This window comes from Streptomyces sp. JJ66 (assembly GCF_019303495.1).
Taxonomy (GTDB): domain Bacteria; phylum Actinomycetota; class Actinomycetes; order Streptomycetales; family Streptomycetaceae; genus Streptomyces.
Genome location: NZ_JAEVFI010000019.1, coordinates 18,666 through 32,760 on the forward strand (window position 1 = coordinate 18,666; position 14,095 = coordinate 32,760).

Sequence of the window (14,095 nt, forward strand, 5' to 3'; positions counted from 1 at the left end):
GAAAGGGGGCGGCCCCGGTCTCGGGGACGGGGTTAGGCGGCGGTGCCGGACAGCTCGGCGAGGAATGCGCGAATCTGCGGGGCGATCGCCTGCGACAGCGGCAGGCCCTTGGCCGTCTCGAAATCGCGGTCGATCTCGTCCAGGCCGTTGGCCTCGGCGAACGTGCGCAGTTCCGCCTCAGCGGCCTGCGCATCCACCTCGTCGGGCTCGGCAACGACTTCGGCGTCCACCACCTCGCCGCCGCTCGGCTTGGGCGGCGGCCCCGCCGCGAGGGACCTACCGACAGCGGCGATGTGCCCCAGCCGCTCGTCATCCAGCCCGGCGGCCTTCGCGTCCTGCCAGATAGCGCGCACCGTCCCGGCGTCGGTAGCGGCACGCGCCTCGGCAACGAAGTCCCGTGCCGGGGCGGACTGCTGCCACGGGTCGGACTCTCCCGGCTGGACGCGGCGCAGGGGCTGCACCTCCGCGTCCAGCGGCGTGCCATCCGCGTCCACCCGCGCGCCGATCTCCTCCGGCGTGTAGATCGACCCGTGCAACACCTCCGGGCACGCCATGCGCACGCACTCCGAGATCGCCCGGGCACGCAGCATGGAGCCCGGATACTGCTGCCACGTGTCCTTCCTCGTGAGCTTCGCCCGCTCCGCCTTTGCCGTGTCCCACACGGCCGTGAAGGGGAACTCGGGGTCGTCGGCGCGGAAGATCGTCACCTCGGCGCGCTGGTCGTCACCGCTGATCCGCATGCGGTGCCCGGCCCGGCGGGTGAGCGCCGCCATCAGGTCCGCCGACGCGGTGGCCCGGCCCTGGATGACGTGCACCGACTGGGTGGTAGTGATGACATCCAGCCCGATCGCCCGCCCGTACTCCAGCGCCCACAGCACTGACGCCGGGCTGTCCTGGTACTGGCGGGGCAGCATCCCCGAACCGGCCAGGGCCTCGGCGAACTTCCAGGCGTCGGGGGCGCTCATCGCGCCCAGGGACAGGGCGCCCCCCGGCTGGGCCTTCACGATCTCGGTCATGCGTCGTCCCCTTCGGCGAGGTAGTCCAGGTCGTCGTGCCGGTCGTCCAGGCCCCGGCAGGCCCAGGAGCACCAGACGGCGCCGGGCGGGACGCGGCGGTCACAGCAGGCGCACATCAGCGGGCACCTCCCCGTGCGGCAGCGATGCCCTCCAGCAGCCCGGCGAGGGTGGCCGCCGACGTGGCCCGGTCGCACCAGGCGGCCGTCCACATCTCCTCCAGGTCCCGGCCCGTGCGGCACACCGCCAGCGCCCGGTAGTAGGCGGCCATGAAGTCCGAGCCGTCCCGGTCCGGCATGCGGGCCGTGCGGGACACAGCGATCGCGCAGGGGTTCACCTGATGCCTCCCAGGTAGAGCAGGGCGCAGACGGTGGCGGCACAGGTGACCGCCCCGTGCGCGACCGCGCCCGCGAGGGTTCGCCGGACGTGGATGTCGTGGTTGACCAGCCAGCACACGGCCGCGAACAGCAGCGCCTCGACGCCCAGCAGCGCGGCGATATGAGCCCAGGTGACGGTGCTCATCGATCCTCCGTCCGGATACGCCGCACGTGCAGATCACCCATCTCGCCGTCCAGCAGGTACGTGCCGACCTGGTGCAGGTGCAGCGCACAGGCGCCGTAGACGAACGTCGCGTCCTCGGGGTGCTTGAGCTGCCACACGGCCGGGCGGCCGCAGTTGCGGGTCTGGCTCTGTGCCGTGCCGTCGCACTCCGGGCGCGAGGTGATGCGGCCGCTCATCGCGCACCGCCCGTCTCGCCCCCGGTGGCGTCCTCGTCGGCGGCGGCCACGACCCACCGCTCCGTGCGGCGGTCCCACACCACCGACCACTCGGCGTGATCCGTGATCGTGCCGTCCAGGTCGATACCGATGGCGGGGACGGCGTTCAGGGCAGCGGCGATCGCCTCCCAGCGGGACCGCTCCGTGCCCGGCACCGTCCCGGCCTGCTCGTCCTCCCACCGCCAGTGCGCCTCACGCGCCTGAAGCGTGGCCAGCACATCGGCCTCGCCCTCGGCGTCACCGTCCCCGCGGGCCTGCGCCGCCAGCGCGCGGTACGACTCGCGCACCTCGGCACGCTGCACGAGCACCGCCGGGCGCTCCAGCTCCGCCACCCGCGCCCGCAACACCACCAGCTCCGCCGCCACCTCCGGCGACTGGAGCAGCTGCGCATCCTCCAGCGCGAACGCCGCGATCGTCGCCAGGTCATACGACGGGCCGTTACGCCACGCCGACTCGATCACGTGCCTCGCCGCCAGTGCGGCCGTCGAGATCGTCACGCCGTCACCTCGATCCCGGCCACGAACGCCAGCCGACGACGGTGCGCGACCTCCGGGGCGAGCTCGTTCGCGTCCCGGGCGGCCAGCACACACTCCCGGGCGAGGGCATCAGCCGCAGCCGCCCGCAACTCCGCCACCACCTCAGCGGCAGTACGCTCCGGCGCGTCGTTCCACTGCGCGATCTGCTCCACCGGGTCCTCGTTCACGTCCGGCAGGCGCCCGGCCATAGCCTCCAGCGCGGCAAACAGCACCAGGGGCATGTCCATGCACACGTCGCTCGCCGCGTCCAGCGCCGAGCCGGAGGCGGCAACGCTCAGCGCGCCCACCGTGCAGCACGCCCCAGACGCATACGCGAAGATTCCCTTCGCCAGCCCGTGCGCGTTGATGTAGTCAGCCGCAGCGGTGAACACCGCCGACAGCTCCGAATGGGACTGCGGGATAGGCTGATCAGCCATGGCCCGCTCCTTTCCGTGATTGGTGAGTGGGTCGGGGGTCGCCCCGGACTTGGCCGTTGGGGGCGGCCCCGCTTGGGGGTGGGGGTCAGGCGGCGCGCTTGACCCGCGCCTTCGAGCCCTTGGTCTCGGCGAGCGGCCGGACGCGGTACTGCTCGGTGATCTCTCGAATGTCGAGGCCGGTGAAGTGGATGCCCACGTTGATGCTGCTGAAAGGGATTTCGCGCTTGTACACGCGCTCCCGCAGCTTCCGGGCACTCAGCGGCAGGAACAGAGCCGCTTCCTCGGGGGTGTAGTGGAAGTACGCGCCCTCCGTGGTCGCCGGGTGGGGTACATCCCGGACGGGGGGCGGCGCGATGGTCGTGTCAGCAGACACGTCGTCTCCTCGGGTGATGTCGGCGGGCGGCACCTCGAAGACCTCCGCGATGCGGCGTAGAACGTCACTGCTCGCGTTCACCCGGCCCCGTTCGACGCGGGACAGGTAGCCGTGGCTGAGGTCAGTTCGCTGGGCGAGGTCCCGCAGGTTCCAGCCACGAGCCCTACGGAGCGCCCTTATCGCGATGCCGTTCTGTGTCACACGAGAAACATAGTCGCATGCGACTACGTTTGCAAGCCCCTAGGACTACGTATCTCCTACCTTGACGACCACTTTGGACTACGTAGGCATCGCGTAGGCGCTGCATGCACCACGTGCGCTTGCTTTGCGCTGGTCAAATGGCGTGATGCGGACTCCCTTGGTGCCTATTCGTGATGCATGATGGGCACCATGGAGAGGGACTGGGCACGGCTAGGGCGCGCGTTCGCCGACGGACGCAAGCTCCGACACGTCAAGCAGGACGAAGTGCCGGACCTGATCGGCAGCAGCCGCGCTGTCATCCAGAAGATCGAGCAGGGCACCGCGTACAAGCGGGGACCCGCAGCCGTGCACCGCCGTTACGCCGACTGGCTCGGCTGGACCAATGACTCCATCGACGCCGTTCTCGCAGGCGGGGAACCCACGATGCGCGACGACGCGAGAGGCGAGACCGCTCAGTCGGCATCGGTCCCCGGCGCTCCCGACGACCTCCCGATCGCTACCCAGTACGCCCTGAGGGAAGGGCCGCTAGTGGAGACGAAGACGTACTCCGTGCCAACTGCGGGTGGAACGCTCACGGCGACGATCGTCGTGCGCGGTGAACCGGAGGCCAGCCCCGAGGAGATGCACCGGGCACTGCTGGAGTGGCGGGAGCGTGCACGCCGTCTCGGCCACCTGGACGACCGGCCCGAGTAGTCGTCTCGTACCGGGGAGTAAATAGACTTTCCGGCCAACCTCTACCCCTGGTGTGACTCATATGATCTCATGTGATCTCCCAGAGTGAGGGAAGCCACCCGCAGAGGTCTGTCTCAGGGGGACTCATGCGGTCACTTCACCGGACACGCGTCCACCGCGTTCACGGCATGCCGTACCACGTGGACAAGTGGCGCGAGCCGACCAGTCCCGCCCAGGCCGACGTATACGTAGACGCCGACCACTACACCGAACAGGAGGCGCACGAGCTGGAACGCCAGCTCAACCAAGGGCACGAGTAACCCGCGCCCGCCAGTAGAACAGGGGATCGCTGCGAGCCCCCCACCGCCCCGAGACCTCACCTCGGGGTGACCGCAGCCCCTCCACTCTGAGGAGCAAGGCATGGCGTATGCCGAAAAGCGCGTCAGTATCGCCAAGGGCAAGAAGGGCAAGGCCACCTGGCGCGCCCGCTACAGAAAACCCGATGACACGTGGGGATCAGAGCCCGGCTTCCCCACCAAGCGCACTGCGGAGGACTGGGGAGAAGGCCAAGAGGCCGCCATTCGCGAGGGCCGGTGGATCGACCCCGACCTGATGCGCAAGCCCTTCGGGCAGTGGGCTCGCGAGTGGATGAAGACACGCTCACCCCGAGGTCGAACCACCACCACGCGCTGGTCTCGCCTTGATGCCCACATCCTGCCTCGCTGGGAGCACACCCCACTGATCGGCGTTAGTTGGTTCGAGGCCGAGAACTGGGCGAACAGTCTGGACTGTGATGACTCCACAGCCACGCAGTGCCTGAGCATCATGTCAAGCATCCTCACTGGCGCCGTGGATGCGAAGCACCTGCTGGTCAACCCCCTCGTTGGCCGACGCCGCAGCCGCCCCGCATCCGTGAAGGCCCAAGTCCAGCAGAAGGACCACACGAAGCTGTGGGCGCCGCCCGAGGTCGTACTTCAAGTCGCCCGTCGCGTAGGCCCGGCTGACGGTTTGCACGTGCTGACCACGGCGTTCGCCGGGGTGCGCTGGGGGGAGGGCTTGGCACTGCGTGAAGACTCCCTAGGGGAGCGCTGTGAGCCGTTTGACGGAGGCGAGTTTCGCTGTCCCACGCTGAGCGTCGCCAACGAAATCGCCGAGTACCAGCCACGCGACGAGGATGGTAACAAATTGCCCCTGGTCATGCTGTTGGAGCCAGTGAAGACGGCAGAGTCCAAGCGCGACATCGACCTTCCGCCGTTCCTCGCCGAGTTGCTGCGCGCCCATACGCGAGAGCATCGGCATGAGTACCTGTTCTGCACACGGACGGGGAAGTCGTGGCGGCGGAGCAACTTCGGGAAGCAGGTGATGCGTCCGGCTGCCGACGGACGCACGGCGCTGCCAACTGTGCGCGGGCACAGGGCGCGCGAGGCGTGGGCGCCGATCATGCCAGGGCTGACGATGCGGGATCTGCGGCACACGCACGACACCTACCAGGAGCAGATCGGTGTCAAGCCAGCGCTCGCGTTTGTGCAGGCGGGGCACAAACGGCCCGGCATCAAGGCGGTGTATCAGCACCCCACTCCGGAGATGCGCCGCGCTAGGCTGGAAGGGTTGCAAGCGATCTTTGATCGTGCGATGGAGGCGCTGGGGTGGTCGAGAATCTGGGATGGAAGTTGATCTCCCAAAAATCTCCCAAATGATCTCCACGGGCTGCATCGCCGCTGGTCAGTAGATTTTTAGCGCCGCCCTTACAAGGCGGATGTCGGCGGTTCGACCCCGTCTGCGCCCACCGGTGGTGGCCTGGNCCTGGTCGTACAGCGGCTTAGGCCCAGCTCAGCGGAGGGGCGAGTCGAAATTCTCGGCTCGCCCCTTCCGTCTGCTCCGCATCTTGGAGGGGAGCGAGGCCATGGCCGTGGTCATTTGGGAGATATCCGGGAGATCATCTCCCGCGACGCGACCACAGCGCAGAGGTGTTGCGCCGCGCGGGACGTGAGGTCAGGCCGTGCGCCAGATGCGGCGGTTCCGGGCGGTGGTGTGCACGCGCTCGGCCGCCGACGGAGACAGGACGCCGCCGGTGGCGCCCAGGGTGCCGAGTTGACGCTCCCGCAGCACGCGCACGTCGCGCAGGGTGGGCGAGACGGTCAGCTTGGCGGCGCCGACGAAGACGAGCACCGGTTGCACCGGTACCGGGAAGCCACAGTGGCGGCTGAGCACGGCGGACGCGCGCACGGCCTCCCGGCGGCTCTTGCGCACGTGGGGGTAGGACTGTCTGCCCAGCCACACCATGTCGTCACCCACCCGCACCGAGGCTTTCGGGTGGTGCTTGGTGTTCAGGCAGAACACGCCGCCGGGTCCGATGAGCAGGTGGTCGATGTCCACGTCGCGCGGCAGCGGCACCGCGTGCAGCACGTACCAGCCGCCGCCGGTGAGCCGGGCCAGTTCGGCGGCGACGATCTGCTCGCCCCGCAGCCCGGTGCGCCAGCGGTCCACGTCCGAGGGCCGCCGCAGCACGCGCCGCAGGAGTTCGCGCCAGCGGACCGGCGCGAGTTCGCTGATCCGGGCGTGCAGGGCCTCACCGGGGCGGTTCAGGGCCAGGTCGTCCTGGGGCGGTGGCGGCCCGGGCGGTTCCGGGGCCGGGCCGGGTGCACCGGCCCGGTAGGGGGCGAGGGCGGCGAGGGCCTGCGCCCGGTAGGGCTCCGCGAGCACGGTGAGCTGGCCGCTCCTGCGGTCGAACCAGGCGATGTTCACCCCGTCCGGCAGGCTGACGTAGAGCCGGTCGTGCCCGTACCGCCGCCATGGTGTGACGCGTAATCCGCTGACCTCCACCCGGACATGGCAGCAGGGCGCACCGGGACTCCGCAAGAGCGCGGTGTCAGCCTTCCTCGCGGCGGCGGGTGACCCACAGGGCCGCCGCGCCCGCGGTGAGCGCGCCGAGTCCGGCCACCACCAGCGCGCGGGTCTGCGACGGGTTGTCGCCGCCGGTGTCGGCGAGGTCCCGCTCGCCGTGGGGTCCAGCACCGGCGTCGGGCGAGGGGAGTGGGGTGCGCAGGCAGCCGGTGAAGGGTGCCTGCCGGGTTTCGGCGCCCACGCCGGTGAGCGAGGCGGCGATGACCGTGCCGGTGACCGATCCGCTCGCGCCGAGGTCCACCCGCGCGTGCGGGGCGAGCACGGTGCCGGGCCAGTCGGCCCCGGACGGCTTGGCCACGGTGGTGGCGTCGGGGAAGTTCCACAGCAGCTTCGCCGCCACCTCCCGCGTTTCGCCGCCGTGCTCCGCGTCCTCGCCCTCGCCCTCGTGGTCCCTGCCGTCCTCGTCCCGGCCGTCCTCGTTCTGCTGGCCGCCGTCCCGGGTCCCGTCCGCGGTGACGACTTCGTACACGGCGCCGTCGTATGCCGCACCCGAGACGTTGACGACGGCGGTCGCGCCCTCCGGGACGGTCAGCACGACGCGGCGGGAGGAGGCGAGTTGGGCGGCGCTCACCGGGAAGACGTTCAGCGCTTCGTCCTCACCGGTCAGGCGCACGGTGGCGGCGCCGTGCGCGGTGGTGCGGGTGACCGTGCCGCGCGACGGCAGTGCCTCCAGCTCCCCGGAAAGCACCCGCAGGGTGCCGAACGCGGCGGCGAAGTCCAGCGGCGGGGGACGCTCGTCGGTGCTCAACCCCGACTTCAGCACCGGCGGACGTCCGGCCAGCGCGCCGTAGACGGCCGTCCCGCGCTCCAGCACGGTGAACCCGGCGCTTCCGGCCGCGCCGCTGCGCAGGGTGCCGCCGACGATCAGTGTGGTGTGGCCGGACGCTCCCCCTTCCGGGGCCGGGAGAGCGGCGAGAGAGAAGCCCTCGGTGAAGTCGGCGTCTCCGCCGATGGCCACCGCTCCCTCGCTGGCGCCACCGCGCTCGGCGTTCCCCTCGACGAACTCGGTGAACCGGCTGGCCTCGCCCAGCTGCGGCGCGCACGCCGGAGCGGCCCCGGCCGTACCCGGCAGGGCGAGCAGGAGCGAGGAGGCGGCCACGAGGGCGGCGAGGGCGGCGGTACGAGGGTGGGGGAGCCGCATGCCAGGCATGATCGCGAGCCGGCGAGCCCCGGGTCAAGCGCGCGCCGACGCCCGGCGCATTCGTGACCAAGCCGTCATGCGTTTCTGGCGGGCCTCGGGGCGGCGTCCTGTCGCAGTGCTGCCGAGCCGGGGCGCGGCGCGGTGGACGACCGGGGGACTGGAGGCGGGCTGGCGTCGCGGCCCCGCGTTTTGTATCGTGTGGAAACAAAGTGGTTCCGTCCGTTCCCGCCAATGGTGCCGGGTCCTCCCTGACCGGCGGGCGGGGCCACTCCTTCTTTTGCGTCCTTCTTCCGCGTCCTTCTTCTGCGCCGTCCCCGGAGCCGCCCGCCATGGCCGACACCACCCCAGCCGCCGTGCCCGCCGACGTCACCACGCTGACCGCCCGGGCCCTGCTGCTCGACATGGACGGCACACTGGTGGACTCCGACGCCGTGGTGGACCGCGTGTGGACCGACTGGGCGCTGGAGCACGGACTCGACCCGCGCGCCGTGCTGCCCATCGTCCCCGGCCGCCAGGGCCACGAGCCGATGGCCGAACTGCTGCCGCACCGGCCGATGGCCGAGAACCACGCCGACAACCGCCGCATGCTGGAGCGTGAGACGGCCGAGACCGACGGCATCGTCCCGGTCCCCGGCGCCGCCGCCTTCCTGGCCGCCATCGCCGACGCCCCGCACGCCCTCGTCACCTCCGCCGACTCCGCGCTCGCCCGCGCCCGCATGGACGCCGCCGGGCTGCGGATGCCGCACACGCGGGTGACGGCGGAGATGGTGAGCGCCAGCAAGCCCGATCCGGAGGGCTTCCGCACGGCCGCCGCCCACCTGGGGGTCGAACCGGCCGACTGCGTCGTCTTCGAGGACTCCGAGGCCGGAGTCGCCGCCGGCCGCGCCGCCGGGATGCGCGTGGTGGGCGTCGGCCCGCGCGCCGCCGCCTTCGCGCCCACCGCCCACGTCCCCACCCTGGAGCACCTGCGCACCGAGCTGCTGCCCGACGGCACGATCCGCCTCACGCTGCTGCCCCCGGCGTGACGCGGGCCACCGCGCCCGGCCCGCCCCGGCGGGTAAAGTGAGCGGCGTCTGAAGGGGAGTAGCTCTTCGCCGGACCGTCGACATACTGGGCGGCTCACCGCCCCGGCGCCCGGAGCGCACCGCACCACGCGGGCGCCAGCGAGACCTTCGGCCGCAGTGTCCTGGACGCTGCCGTGCCGAAGCGTGCTCTTCCCCGGGCCCCGTTCGGTACGGCCCGACTCAACGAGGTTCCTCCCACCGTGTTCAGCTTCACCGTCGCCGCGATCGTGTTCGGCGTCGTCTTCCTCGCCGAACTGCCCGACAAGACCGCGCTCGCCGGGCTCGTCCTCGGCGCGCGGTTCCGGGCGTCCTACGTCTTCGCCGGTGTCGCCGCGGCTTTCGCGGTGCATGTGGCGCTCGCCGTCGCCGCGGGCAGCGTGCTGACCCTGCTGCCCGCACGCCTGCTCGCCGCCGTCACCGGCCTGCTCTTCCTCGGTGGCGCGACGCTCCTGCTGCTGAAGAAGGACGACGGTGAGGAGCACGTCAGGGAGCCCGCCGACCAGTCCTTCTGGAAGGTGGCCGGGAGCGGCTTCACCCTGATCATGGTGGCCGAGTTCGGCGACCTGACGCAGATCATGACCGCGAACCTCGCCGCCCGCTACGAGGACCCGGTCGCCGTCGGCGTCGGCGCGGCTCTCGCCCTGTGGTCGGTCGCGGCCCTCGGCATCCTGGGCGGCCGCGCCCTGATGCGCCGCGTCCCCCTCCGACTGATCACCCGCATCGCCGCCGCCGTCATGGCCACGCTCGGCCTCTGGAGCCTGTACGAGGCCATCGCCTGACGCCTGACGCCTGACGCCTGACGCCCCGAGGCGTCCGAGCAGTCCCGTGCCAACCCGGACAGGCGCCCGCCATCCGGTGGATGACGCCGGGTCAGGCGGGCGCGATTCTTGAGATGACGTGGGCATGTCGGCAGGGTGTTACCTCCGGGGCCTTTGACCGCAACCCTGCGGCGGCAGGGTGCGGAGCGGAAGGCCCCCTCGTCCCCCCACGCGCACCCGGGGTTACGACTCCGCCGGAGTGGCCGTGCTGGCGCGGAAGGCCCCCTCGTCCCCCCACGCGCACCCCAGGAGTCCGTATGCCGCGCCTGCGCACGTCCGCTGCCGCGCCGCGTCGCCACGTGCGTCGCGCCCGCTCCGTGCTGGCCACCACGGCAGCCCTGTCCGGTCTCACCGCCGGTCTCCTCCTCACCGCGCCCGCCGCCCAGGCCGCGCCTCCCACCCCGCCGAGCGCCTCGCAGGCCCGCTCGATGCTCGCCGGGCTGACGGTGGCCGGGGAGTCGTCCATGGACGGCTACAGCCGCAGCCTGTTCCCGCACTGGCGGGACCAGGGCGACCGCTGCAACACGCGCGAGGTCGTGCTCCAGCGCGACGGCACCGACGTGCGTACCGACTCCGAGTGCCGCGCCACCAGCGGCAGCTGGTACTCGCAGTACGACGGCGTGACGCTGACCAGCGCCTCCCAGGTGGACATCGACCACCTAGTGCCGCTCGCCGAGGCGTGGCGCTCCGGCGCGCGCACCTGGTCGCACGCCAAGCGCCGGTCGTTCGCCAACAACCTCAGCGCCGCCCAGCTCATCGCCGTCTCCGCGAGTTCCAACCGCGCCAAGGGGGACCAGGACCCCGCCGAGTGGCTGCCGCGCCCGGCCTACCGGTGTCTGTACGCCCGCTCCTGGGTGTGGGTGAAGCACAACTACGCCATGAAGGTGGACGCCACCGAGAAGTCGGCGCTGAGCGGCATCCTGAACGGCTGCTGAGCCGCGCCCCCGCACCGCGCGGGCAGGAGTCCTACCCGCGCGGTGCGAAGTCCACCGTGAAGCACGCCAGCCGCTGGCCCGCCTGCCCGGGATCGCCGTGCCGCTGGGTGCCGTGCGTGTGCAGCACCACTGAGCGGGCCTGGCCCGGGCGGAAGGTCCAGGCGTGCTCCGAGCGGGACGCGCCCTCACCCGCCCCGTCGGCGGTGATGTCCAGCCACACCTCGTTGTCCGGGTTGACGTAGGCGGGGTCGGAGGAGTGTCCCGGGGGAGCCACCACGTTCTGGTAGTGCGGACCGGCGTCCGCCGGGTCCGGGCCGCACGGCCGGGTGTGCGCGTGCGCCCCGTACGTCCGCTCCGGAGCGACGCCGCGTACCCGCAGCTCCACCGTCATCGCACCCTCGCTCACCCGCTGCCGGACGGCGACGCGCGCGCCCGGCGGCACCAGGCCGGGAGCGTACGTGACCGCCTGCGGCACGTGTCCGTCCCGGACGGGCTGGTAGTCCGCCGCCGTGCTGAACTGGTACGCCGACGAGCCGTCTGACGCGACGTCGCCGTGGTGCGCCACCGCAGCGGGGACGAGCGCGAGCGCCGCCGCCATCGCCGCTGCCGCCGGGCCTGCCGGACCTGTCACCATGCCTGTGCTCCCTGTCGTCGCGACTGCTCCCCGAACGCCGCCGCCCACCCTGCCCCACCGGACCCGCGGCCTGCCGCGCAGCACGGTGTAACGGGAACCCACGCGAGCCGTGCGAGGGAAGCGGCGTACGCTGGACGGCGGTAACCGCTCCCCGCCGGGAGCGAGACGGGGAGTGACGGTGCTGGAAACGCTGGGGACGCTGGTCTACGAGCCGTGGATCTACGGCCTCATCGTGCTCTCCGTGCTGCTGGACGTCTTCCTGCCGCTGCTGCCCAGCGGCATCCTGCTCGTCACCGCCGCCACGGCCGCCACCGCCGAACTGGCCACCGGCCCGGGCGCGCACCTGCCGGAAGCGCTGGTGCTGCTGCTCTGCGCGGCGACGGCCTCCGTCCTCGGCGACTTCGCCGCCTTCTCGCTCGCCCGCTACGGCGGACGCCGCTTCGCTGATGCCGTCGCCCGCTCCCACCAGCTGACCTCGGCGCAACAGCGGCTCGGCGGCGTGCTCGCCCGAGGCGGCGGCCCCCTGGTGCTGCTGGCCCGCTTCGCCCCGGCCGGGCGGTCGGTGATGAGCTTCGCGGCAGCCGCCGCCCGCCGCCGCACGCGGGACTTCCTGCCCTGGTCCGCCACGGCCGGGCTGCTGTGGGCCACCTACAGCGTCGGCCTCGGCTACTTCGGCGGACGGCTGTTCGGCGTCACCTGGGGCGGGACGGCGCTCTCGCTCGCCGCGCTGACCGCCGCGGGCCTCCTCGCCGCCCACCTGCTGCGCCGCCGGCCCACCGCGTCCACCTCCTGACCGGGCGGACGCCAGCGGCGCGGCGTGCGACCATACCGGCCATGGCCGATACCCCCCGCGCCTGGACCACCCGCCCGGAACGCACCGACGCCGAGGGCGCGTCCGCCGACGCCGCAGCCGTCCGCCGCATCCACCTCGACGCCTTCCCGGCCAGCGAGGAGGCCGACCTCATCGACCACCTGCGGGCCTCCGGCGCCTGGCTGCCCGGCCTGTCCTGGCTCGCAAAGACACCGCAGGGCGAACCGGTGGCGCACGCCCTGCTCTCGCGCTGCCACGTGGCCGACCACCCGGCGCTCGCCCTCGCCCCCTGCGCGACCCGGCCCGCCCACCAGGGGCGCGGCGCCGGTTCGGCCGCCATCACGGCCGCGCTCGACGCCGCCCGAGCAGCGGGGGAGCACACCGTCGTCGTCCTCGGCCACCCCGGCTACTACCCGCGCTTCGGCTTCCGTCCCTGCGCCGACTTCGGCATCACGCCACCGCCCGGCCACGACTGGCCCACCGAGGCGTTTCTCGTCCTCGCCCTGGACACCGGCCCGCTCCCCTCCGGAGCCGTGCGCTACCCGCCGCCCTTCCACCTCTGACGGCCACCGGCCGCCCGCCGCGACAGGCGGCCCAGAGGCGGGAGACGGCGGGCAGACCGCGCCGACCGGACCGGCCAGGCGTAGGGCGAGCCCACCAGCCCCGCGCCAGCCCGCAGGGGAGCCGGAGCCCCTGGCCTGGCCTGGAGGGACGGATACCCCCTGTCGGAGAGCATCGGGAGTCCCGCCGCACCGACCTGCCGGGGACGGCGCCGACCCGCCGCCCGCCGCCGGACGTCAGCCCTCCGCGCACCTCACGGGGTGATGACGAGCTTGCCGCGTGCGTGGCCGGTGCGGCTGGCGTCGAACGCGGCGCCGACCTGCTCCAGCGGGAACGTCCGCTCCACCTCCACGGTGACCGCCCCGCGCTCCACCAGCCCCGCCAGCTCGGTCAGCGCCGCGCCGTCCGGGCGCACCCACACCAGGTGGCCGCCGTGCTCCACCACGTCCCCGTCCACGACGGAGGCGTGCCGCCCCTTGGGCGCCAGTACGGCCAGTGTCGTCTCCAGCTGGCCGCCGGCGAAGTCGGCCACCGCGCTCACCCCCTCGGGGGCCAGCTCCCGTACCCGGTCGGTCAGCCCCTCGCCGTAGGCGACGGGGGTGGCGCCGAGCGCGCGCACGTAGTCGTGGTTGCGGGGCGAGGCGGTGCCGATGACCCGGGCGCCCCGGTCCACCGCGATCTGCACCGCGAAGCCGCCCACGCCGCCGGACGCACCGTGCACCAGCAGCACGTCATCCGGGCCGACCGCCAGCCGGTCCAGGCTGCGCAGCGCGGTCAGCCCGGCCAGCGGCAGGCCGCCCGCCCGCGCCCAGTCCAGCGCGGCGGGCTTGCGGGCGACGTGGGTCGCGTTCACGGCGACGTACTGGGCGAACGTGCCCGCGTGCAGCATGTCCTTGCGGGCGTAGGCCATCACCTCGTCGCCCACCGCGAACTCCGGGGCGTCCATGCCCAGGGCCCGGACCACTCCGGCCACGTCCCACCCGGGGATGACGGGGAACACCGCGTCCAGCACCCCGTCCAGTCCGCCGGTCATCAGTTTCCAGTCCACCGGGTTGACCCCGGCCGCCCGGACCTCGATCAGCACCTGGTCCGGTCCCACCTTGGGGTCGGGCATCTCACCGACGGTCAGCCGGGAGTTGTCGTCGGCATAGGTGTCGTAGGTGACGGCACGCATGAACTCTGCCCCTTCGTACGAGTGACTGCCGTGGGGTGCCACGGCGTTCCTCCCGCACCGTACGCC

The 14,095-nt window shown here is 72.5% G+C and carries 19 protein-coding genes and 1 tRNA gene; 9 read left to right on the top strand and 11 right to left on the bottom strand.

From position 1 onward, the window contains the following. Nucleotides 1–32 precede the first annotated feature (32 nt). From JJV70_RS15290 to JJV70_RS15320, 7 genes are all read right to left on the bottom strand, one after another. Entirely contained in the window at nt 33–1,016 is a 984-nt protein-coding gene (locus tag JJV70_RS15290) for a hypothetical protein (protein ID WP_219048526.1), read from the bottom strand. Between the two features lie 115 nt (nt 1,017–1,131). After that, complete coding sequence (locus JJV70_RS15295; protein WP_219048527.1) at nt 1,132–1,350, bottom strand: hypothetical protein; 219 nt, start codon at nt 1,348–1,350, stop codon at nt 1,132–1,134. Beyond that, a complete protein-coding gene (locus JJV70_RS15300; protein ID WP_219048528.1) occupies nt 1,347–1,535 on the bottom strand; it encodes a hypothetical protein in 189 nt (62 codons plus the stop codon). The genes JJV70_RS15295 and JJV70_RS15300 overlap by 4 nt, the downstream gene beginning before the upstream one ends. Further along, entirely contained in the window at nt 1,532–1,750 is a 219-nt protein-coding gene (locus JJV70_RS15305) for a hypothetical protein (RefSeq protein ID WP_219048529.1), read from the bottom strand. Before JJV70_RS15305 ends, JJV70_RS15300 begins: the two co-directional genes overlap by 4 nt. Further along, nucleotides 1,747–2,286: a hypothetical protein gene (locus JJV70_RS15310; protein ID WP_219048530.1), complete on the bottom strand. Its 540-nt coding sequence runs from the start codon at nt 2,284–2,286 to the stop codon at nt 1,747–1,749. The genes JJV70_RS15305 and JJV70_RS15310 overlap by 4 nt, the downstream gene beginning before the upstream one ends. Then, nucleotides 2,283–2,741 (bottom strand): hypothetical protein, encoded by a 459-nt coding sequence (locus JJV70_RS15315; RefSeq protein ID WP_219048531.1) that lies wholly within the window; start codon nt 2,739–2,741, stop codon nt 2,283–2,285. The genes JJV70_RS15310 and JJV70_RS15315 overlap by 4 nt, the downstream gene beginning before the upstream one ends. Nucleotides 2,742–2,826: 85 nt before the next feature. After that, nucleotides 2,827–3,315 (bottom strand): XRE family transcriptional regulator, encoded by a 489-nt coding sequence (locus JJV70_RS15320; RefSeq protein ID WP_219048532.1) that lies wholly within the window; start codon nt 3,313–3,315, stop codon nt 2,827–2,829. Between the two features lie 189 nt (nt 3,316–3,504). Between JJV70_RS15320 and JJV70_RS15325 the strand changes: the two genes are divergently transcribed. The 4 genes from JJV70_RS15325 (at nt 3,505) to JJV70_RS15335 (ending at nt 5,773) form a co-directional block, all read left to right on the top strand. Next, on the top strand, nt 3,505–4,008 hold the full coding sequence (locus JJV70_RS15325) for an XRE family transcriptional regulator (protein WP_219048533.1): 504 nt from the start codon (nt 3,505–3,507) through the stop codon (nt 4,006–4,008). Between the two features lie 167 nt (nt 4,009–4,175). After that, nucleotides 4,176–4,307, top strand: coding sequence for a hypothetical protein (locus JJV70_RS22835; protein ID WP_257574009.1), 132 nt, complete (start codon nt 4,176–4,178; stop codon nt 4,305–4,307). 100 nt (nt 4,308–4,407) lie between these two features. Next, nucleotides 4,408–5,661, top strand: coding sequence for a hypothetical protein (locus JJV70_RS15330; protein WP_219048534.1), 1,254 nt, complete (start codon nt 4,408–4,410; stop codon nt 5,659–5,661). A gap of 30 nt (nt 5,662–5,691) precedes the next feature. Next, nucleotides 5,692–5,773 (top strand) — tRNA-Val (locus JJV70_RS15335). 206 nt (nt 5,774–5,979) lie between these two features. On the opposite strand, the gene JJV70_RS15340 is transcribed toward JJV70_RS15335, so the two are convergent. Both JJV70_RS15340 and JJV70_RS15345 read right to left on the bottom strand, forming a co-directional pair. Next, complete coding sequence (locus JJV70_RS15340) at nt 5,980–6,810, bottom strand: nuclease-related domain-containing protein (RefSeq protein WP_219048535.1); 831 nt, start codon at nt 6,808–6,810, stop codon at nt 5,980–5,982. Between the two features lie 46 nt (nt 6,811–6,856). After that, the gene (locus JJV70_RS15345) at nt 6,857–8,032 is read right to left on the bottom strand and encodes a choice-of-anchor A family protein (RefSeq protein ID WP_219048536.1); all 1,176 of its coding nucleotides are present in this window, start codon (nt 8,030–8,032) and stop codon (nt 6,857–6,859) included. 329 nt (nt 8,033–8,361) lie between these two features. Between JJV70_RS15345 and JJV70_RS15350 the strand changes: the two genes are divergently transcribed. The 3 genes from JJV70_RS15350 to JJV70_RS15360 all read left to right on the top strand — a co-directional run bounded on the left by JJV70_RS15350 (nt 8,362) and on the right by JJV70_RS15360 (nt 10,849). Further along, on the top strand, nt 8,362–9,057 hold the full coding sequence (locus JJV70_RS15350; RefSeq protein WP_219048537.1) for an HAD-IA family hydrolase: 696 nt from the start codon (nt 8,362–8,364) through the stop codon (nt 9,055–9,057). A gap of 239 nt (nt 9,058–9,296) precedes the next feature. Continuing rightward, a complete protein-coding gene (locus JJV70_RS15355) occupies nt 9,297–9,875 on the top strand; it encodes a TMEM165/GDT1 family protein (RefSeq protein WP_219048538.1) in 579 nt (192 codons plus the stop codon). A gap of 296 nt (nt 9,876–10,171) precedes the next feature. After that, entirely contained in the window at nt 10,172–10,849 is a 678-nt protein-coding gene (locus tag JJV70_RS15360) for an HNH endonuclease family protein (RefSeq protein ID WP_219048539.1), read from the top strand. 31 nt (nt 10,850–10,880) lie between these two features. Here the strand turns inward: JJV70_RS15360 and JJV70_RS15365 are convergent, their stop codons facing one another. After that, a complete protein-coding gene (locus JJV70_RS15365) occupies nt 10,881–11,483 on the bottom strand; it encodes a superoxide dismutase family protein (RefSeq protein WP_257574010.1) in 603 nt (200 codons plus the stop codon). Nucleotides 11,484–11,661: 178 nt separating this feature from the next. Between JJV70_RS15365 and JJV70_RS15370 the strand changes: the two genes are divergently transcribed. Both JJV70_RS15370 and JJV70_RS15375 read left to right on the top strand, forming a co-directional pair. Next, nucleotides 11,662–12,276, top strand: coding sequence for a DedA family protein (locus JJV70_RS15370; RefSeq protein ID WP_219048540.1), 615 nt, complete (start codon nt 11,662–11,664; stop codon nt 12,274–12,276). Between the two features lie 41 nt (nt 12,277–12,317). After that, the gene (locus tag JJV70_RS15375; RefSeq protein WP_219048541.1) at nt 12,318–12,857 is read left to right on the top strand and encodes a GNAT family N-acetyltransferase; all 540 of its coding nucleotides are present in this window, start codon (nt 12,318–12,320) and stop codon (nt 12,855–12,857) included. A 251-nt stretch (nt 12,858–13,108) separates the two neighbouring features. Here JJV70_RS15375 and JJV70_RS15380 read toward each other — a convergent pair whose 3' ends face one another. Beyond that, nucleotides 13,109–14,029 (bottom strand): NADP-dependent oxidoreductase, encoded by a 921-nt coding sequence (locus JJV70_RS15380; RefSeq protein WP_219048542.1) that lies wholly within the window; start codon nt 14,027–14,029, stop codon nt 13,109–13,111. Nucleotides 14,030–14,095 lie beyond the last annotated feature (66 nt).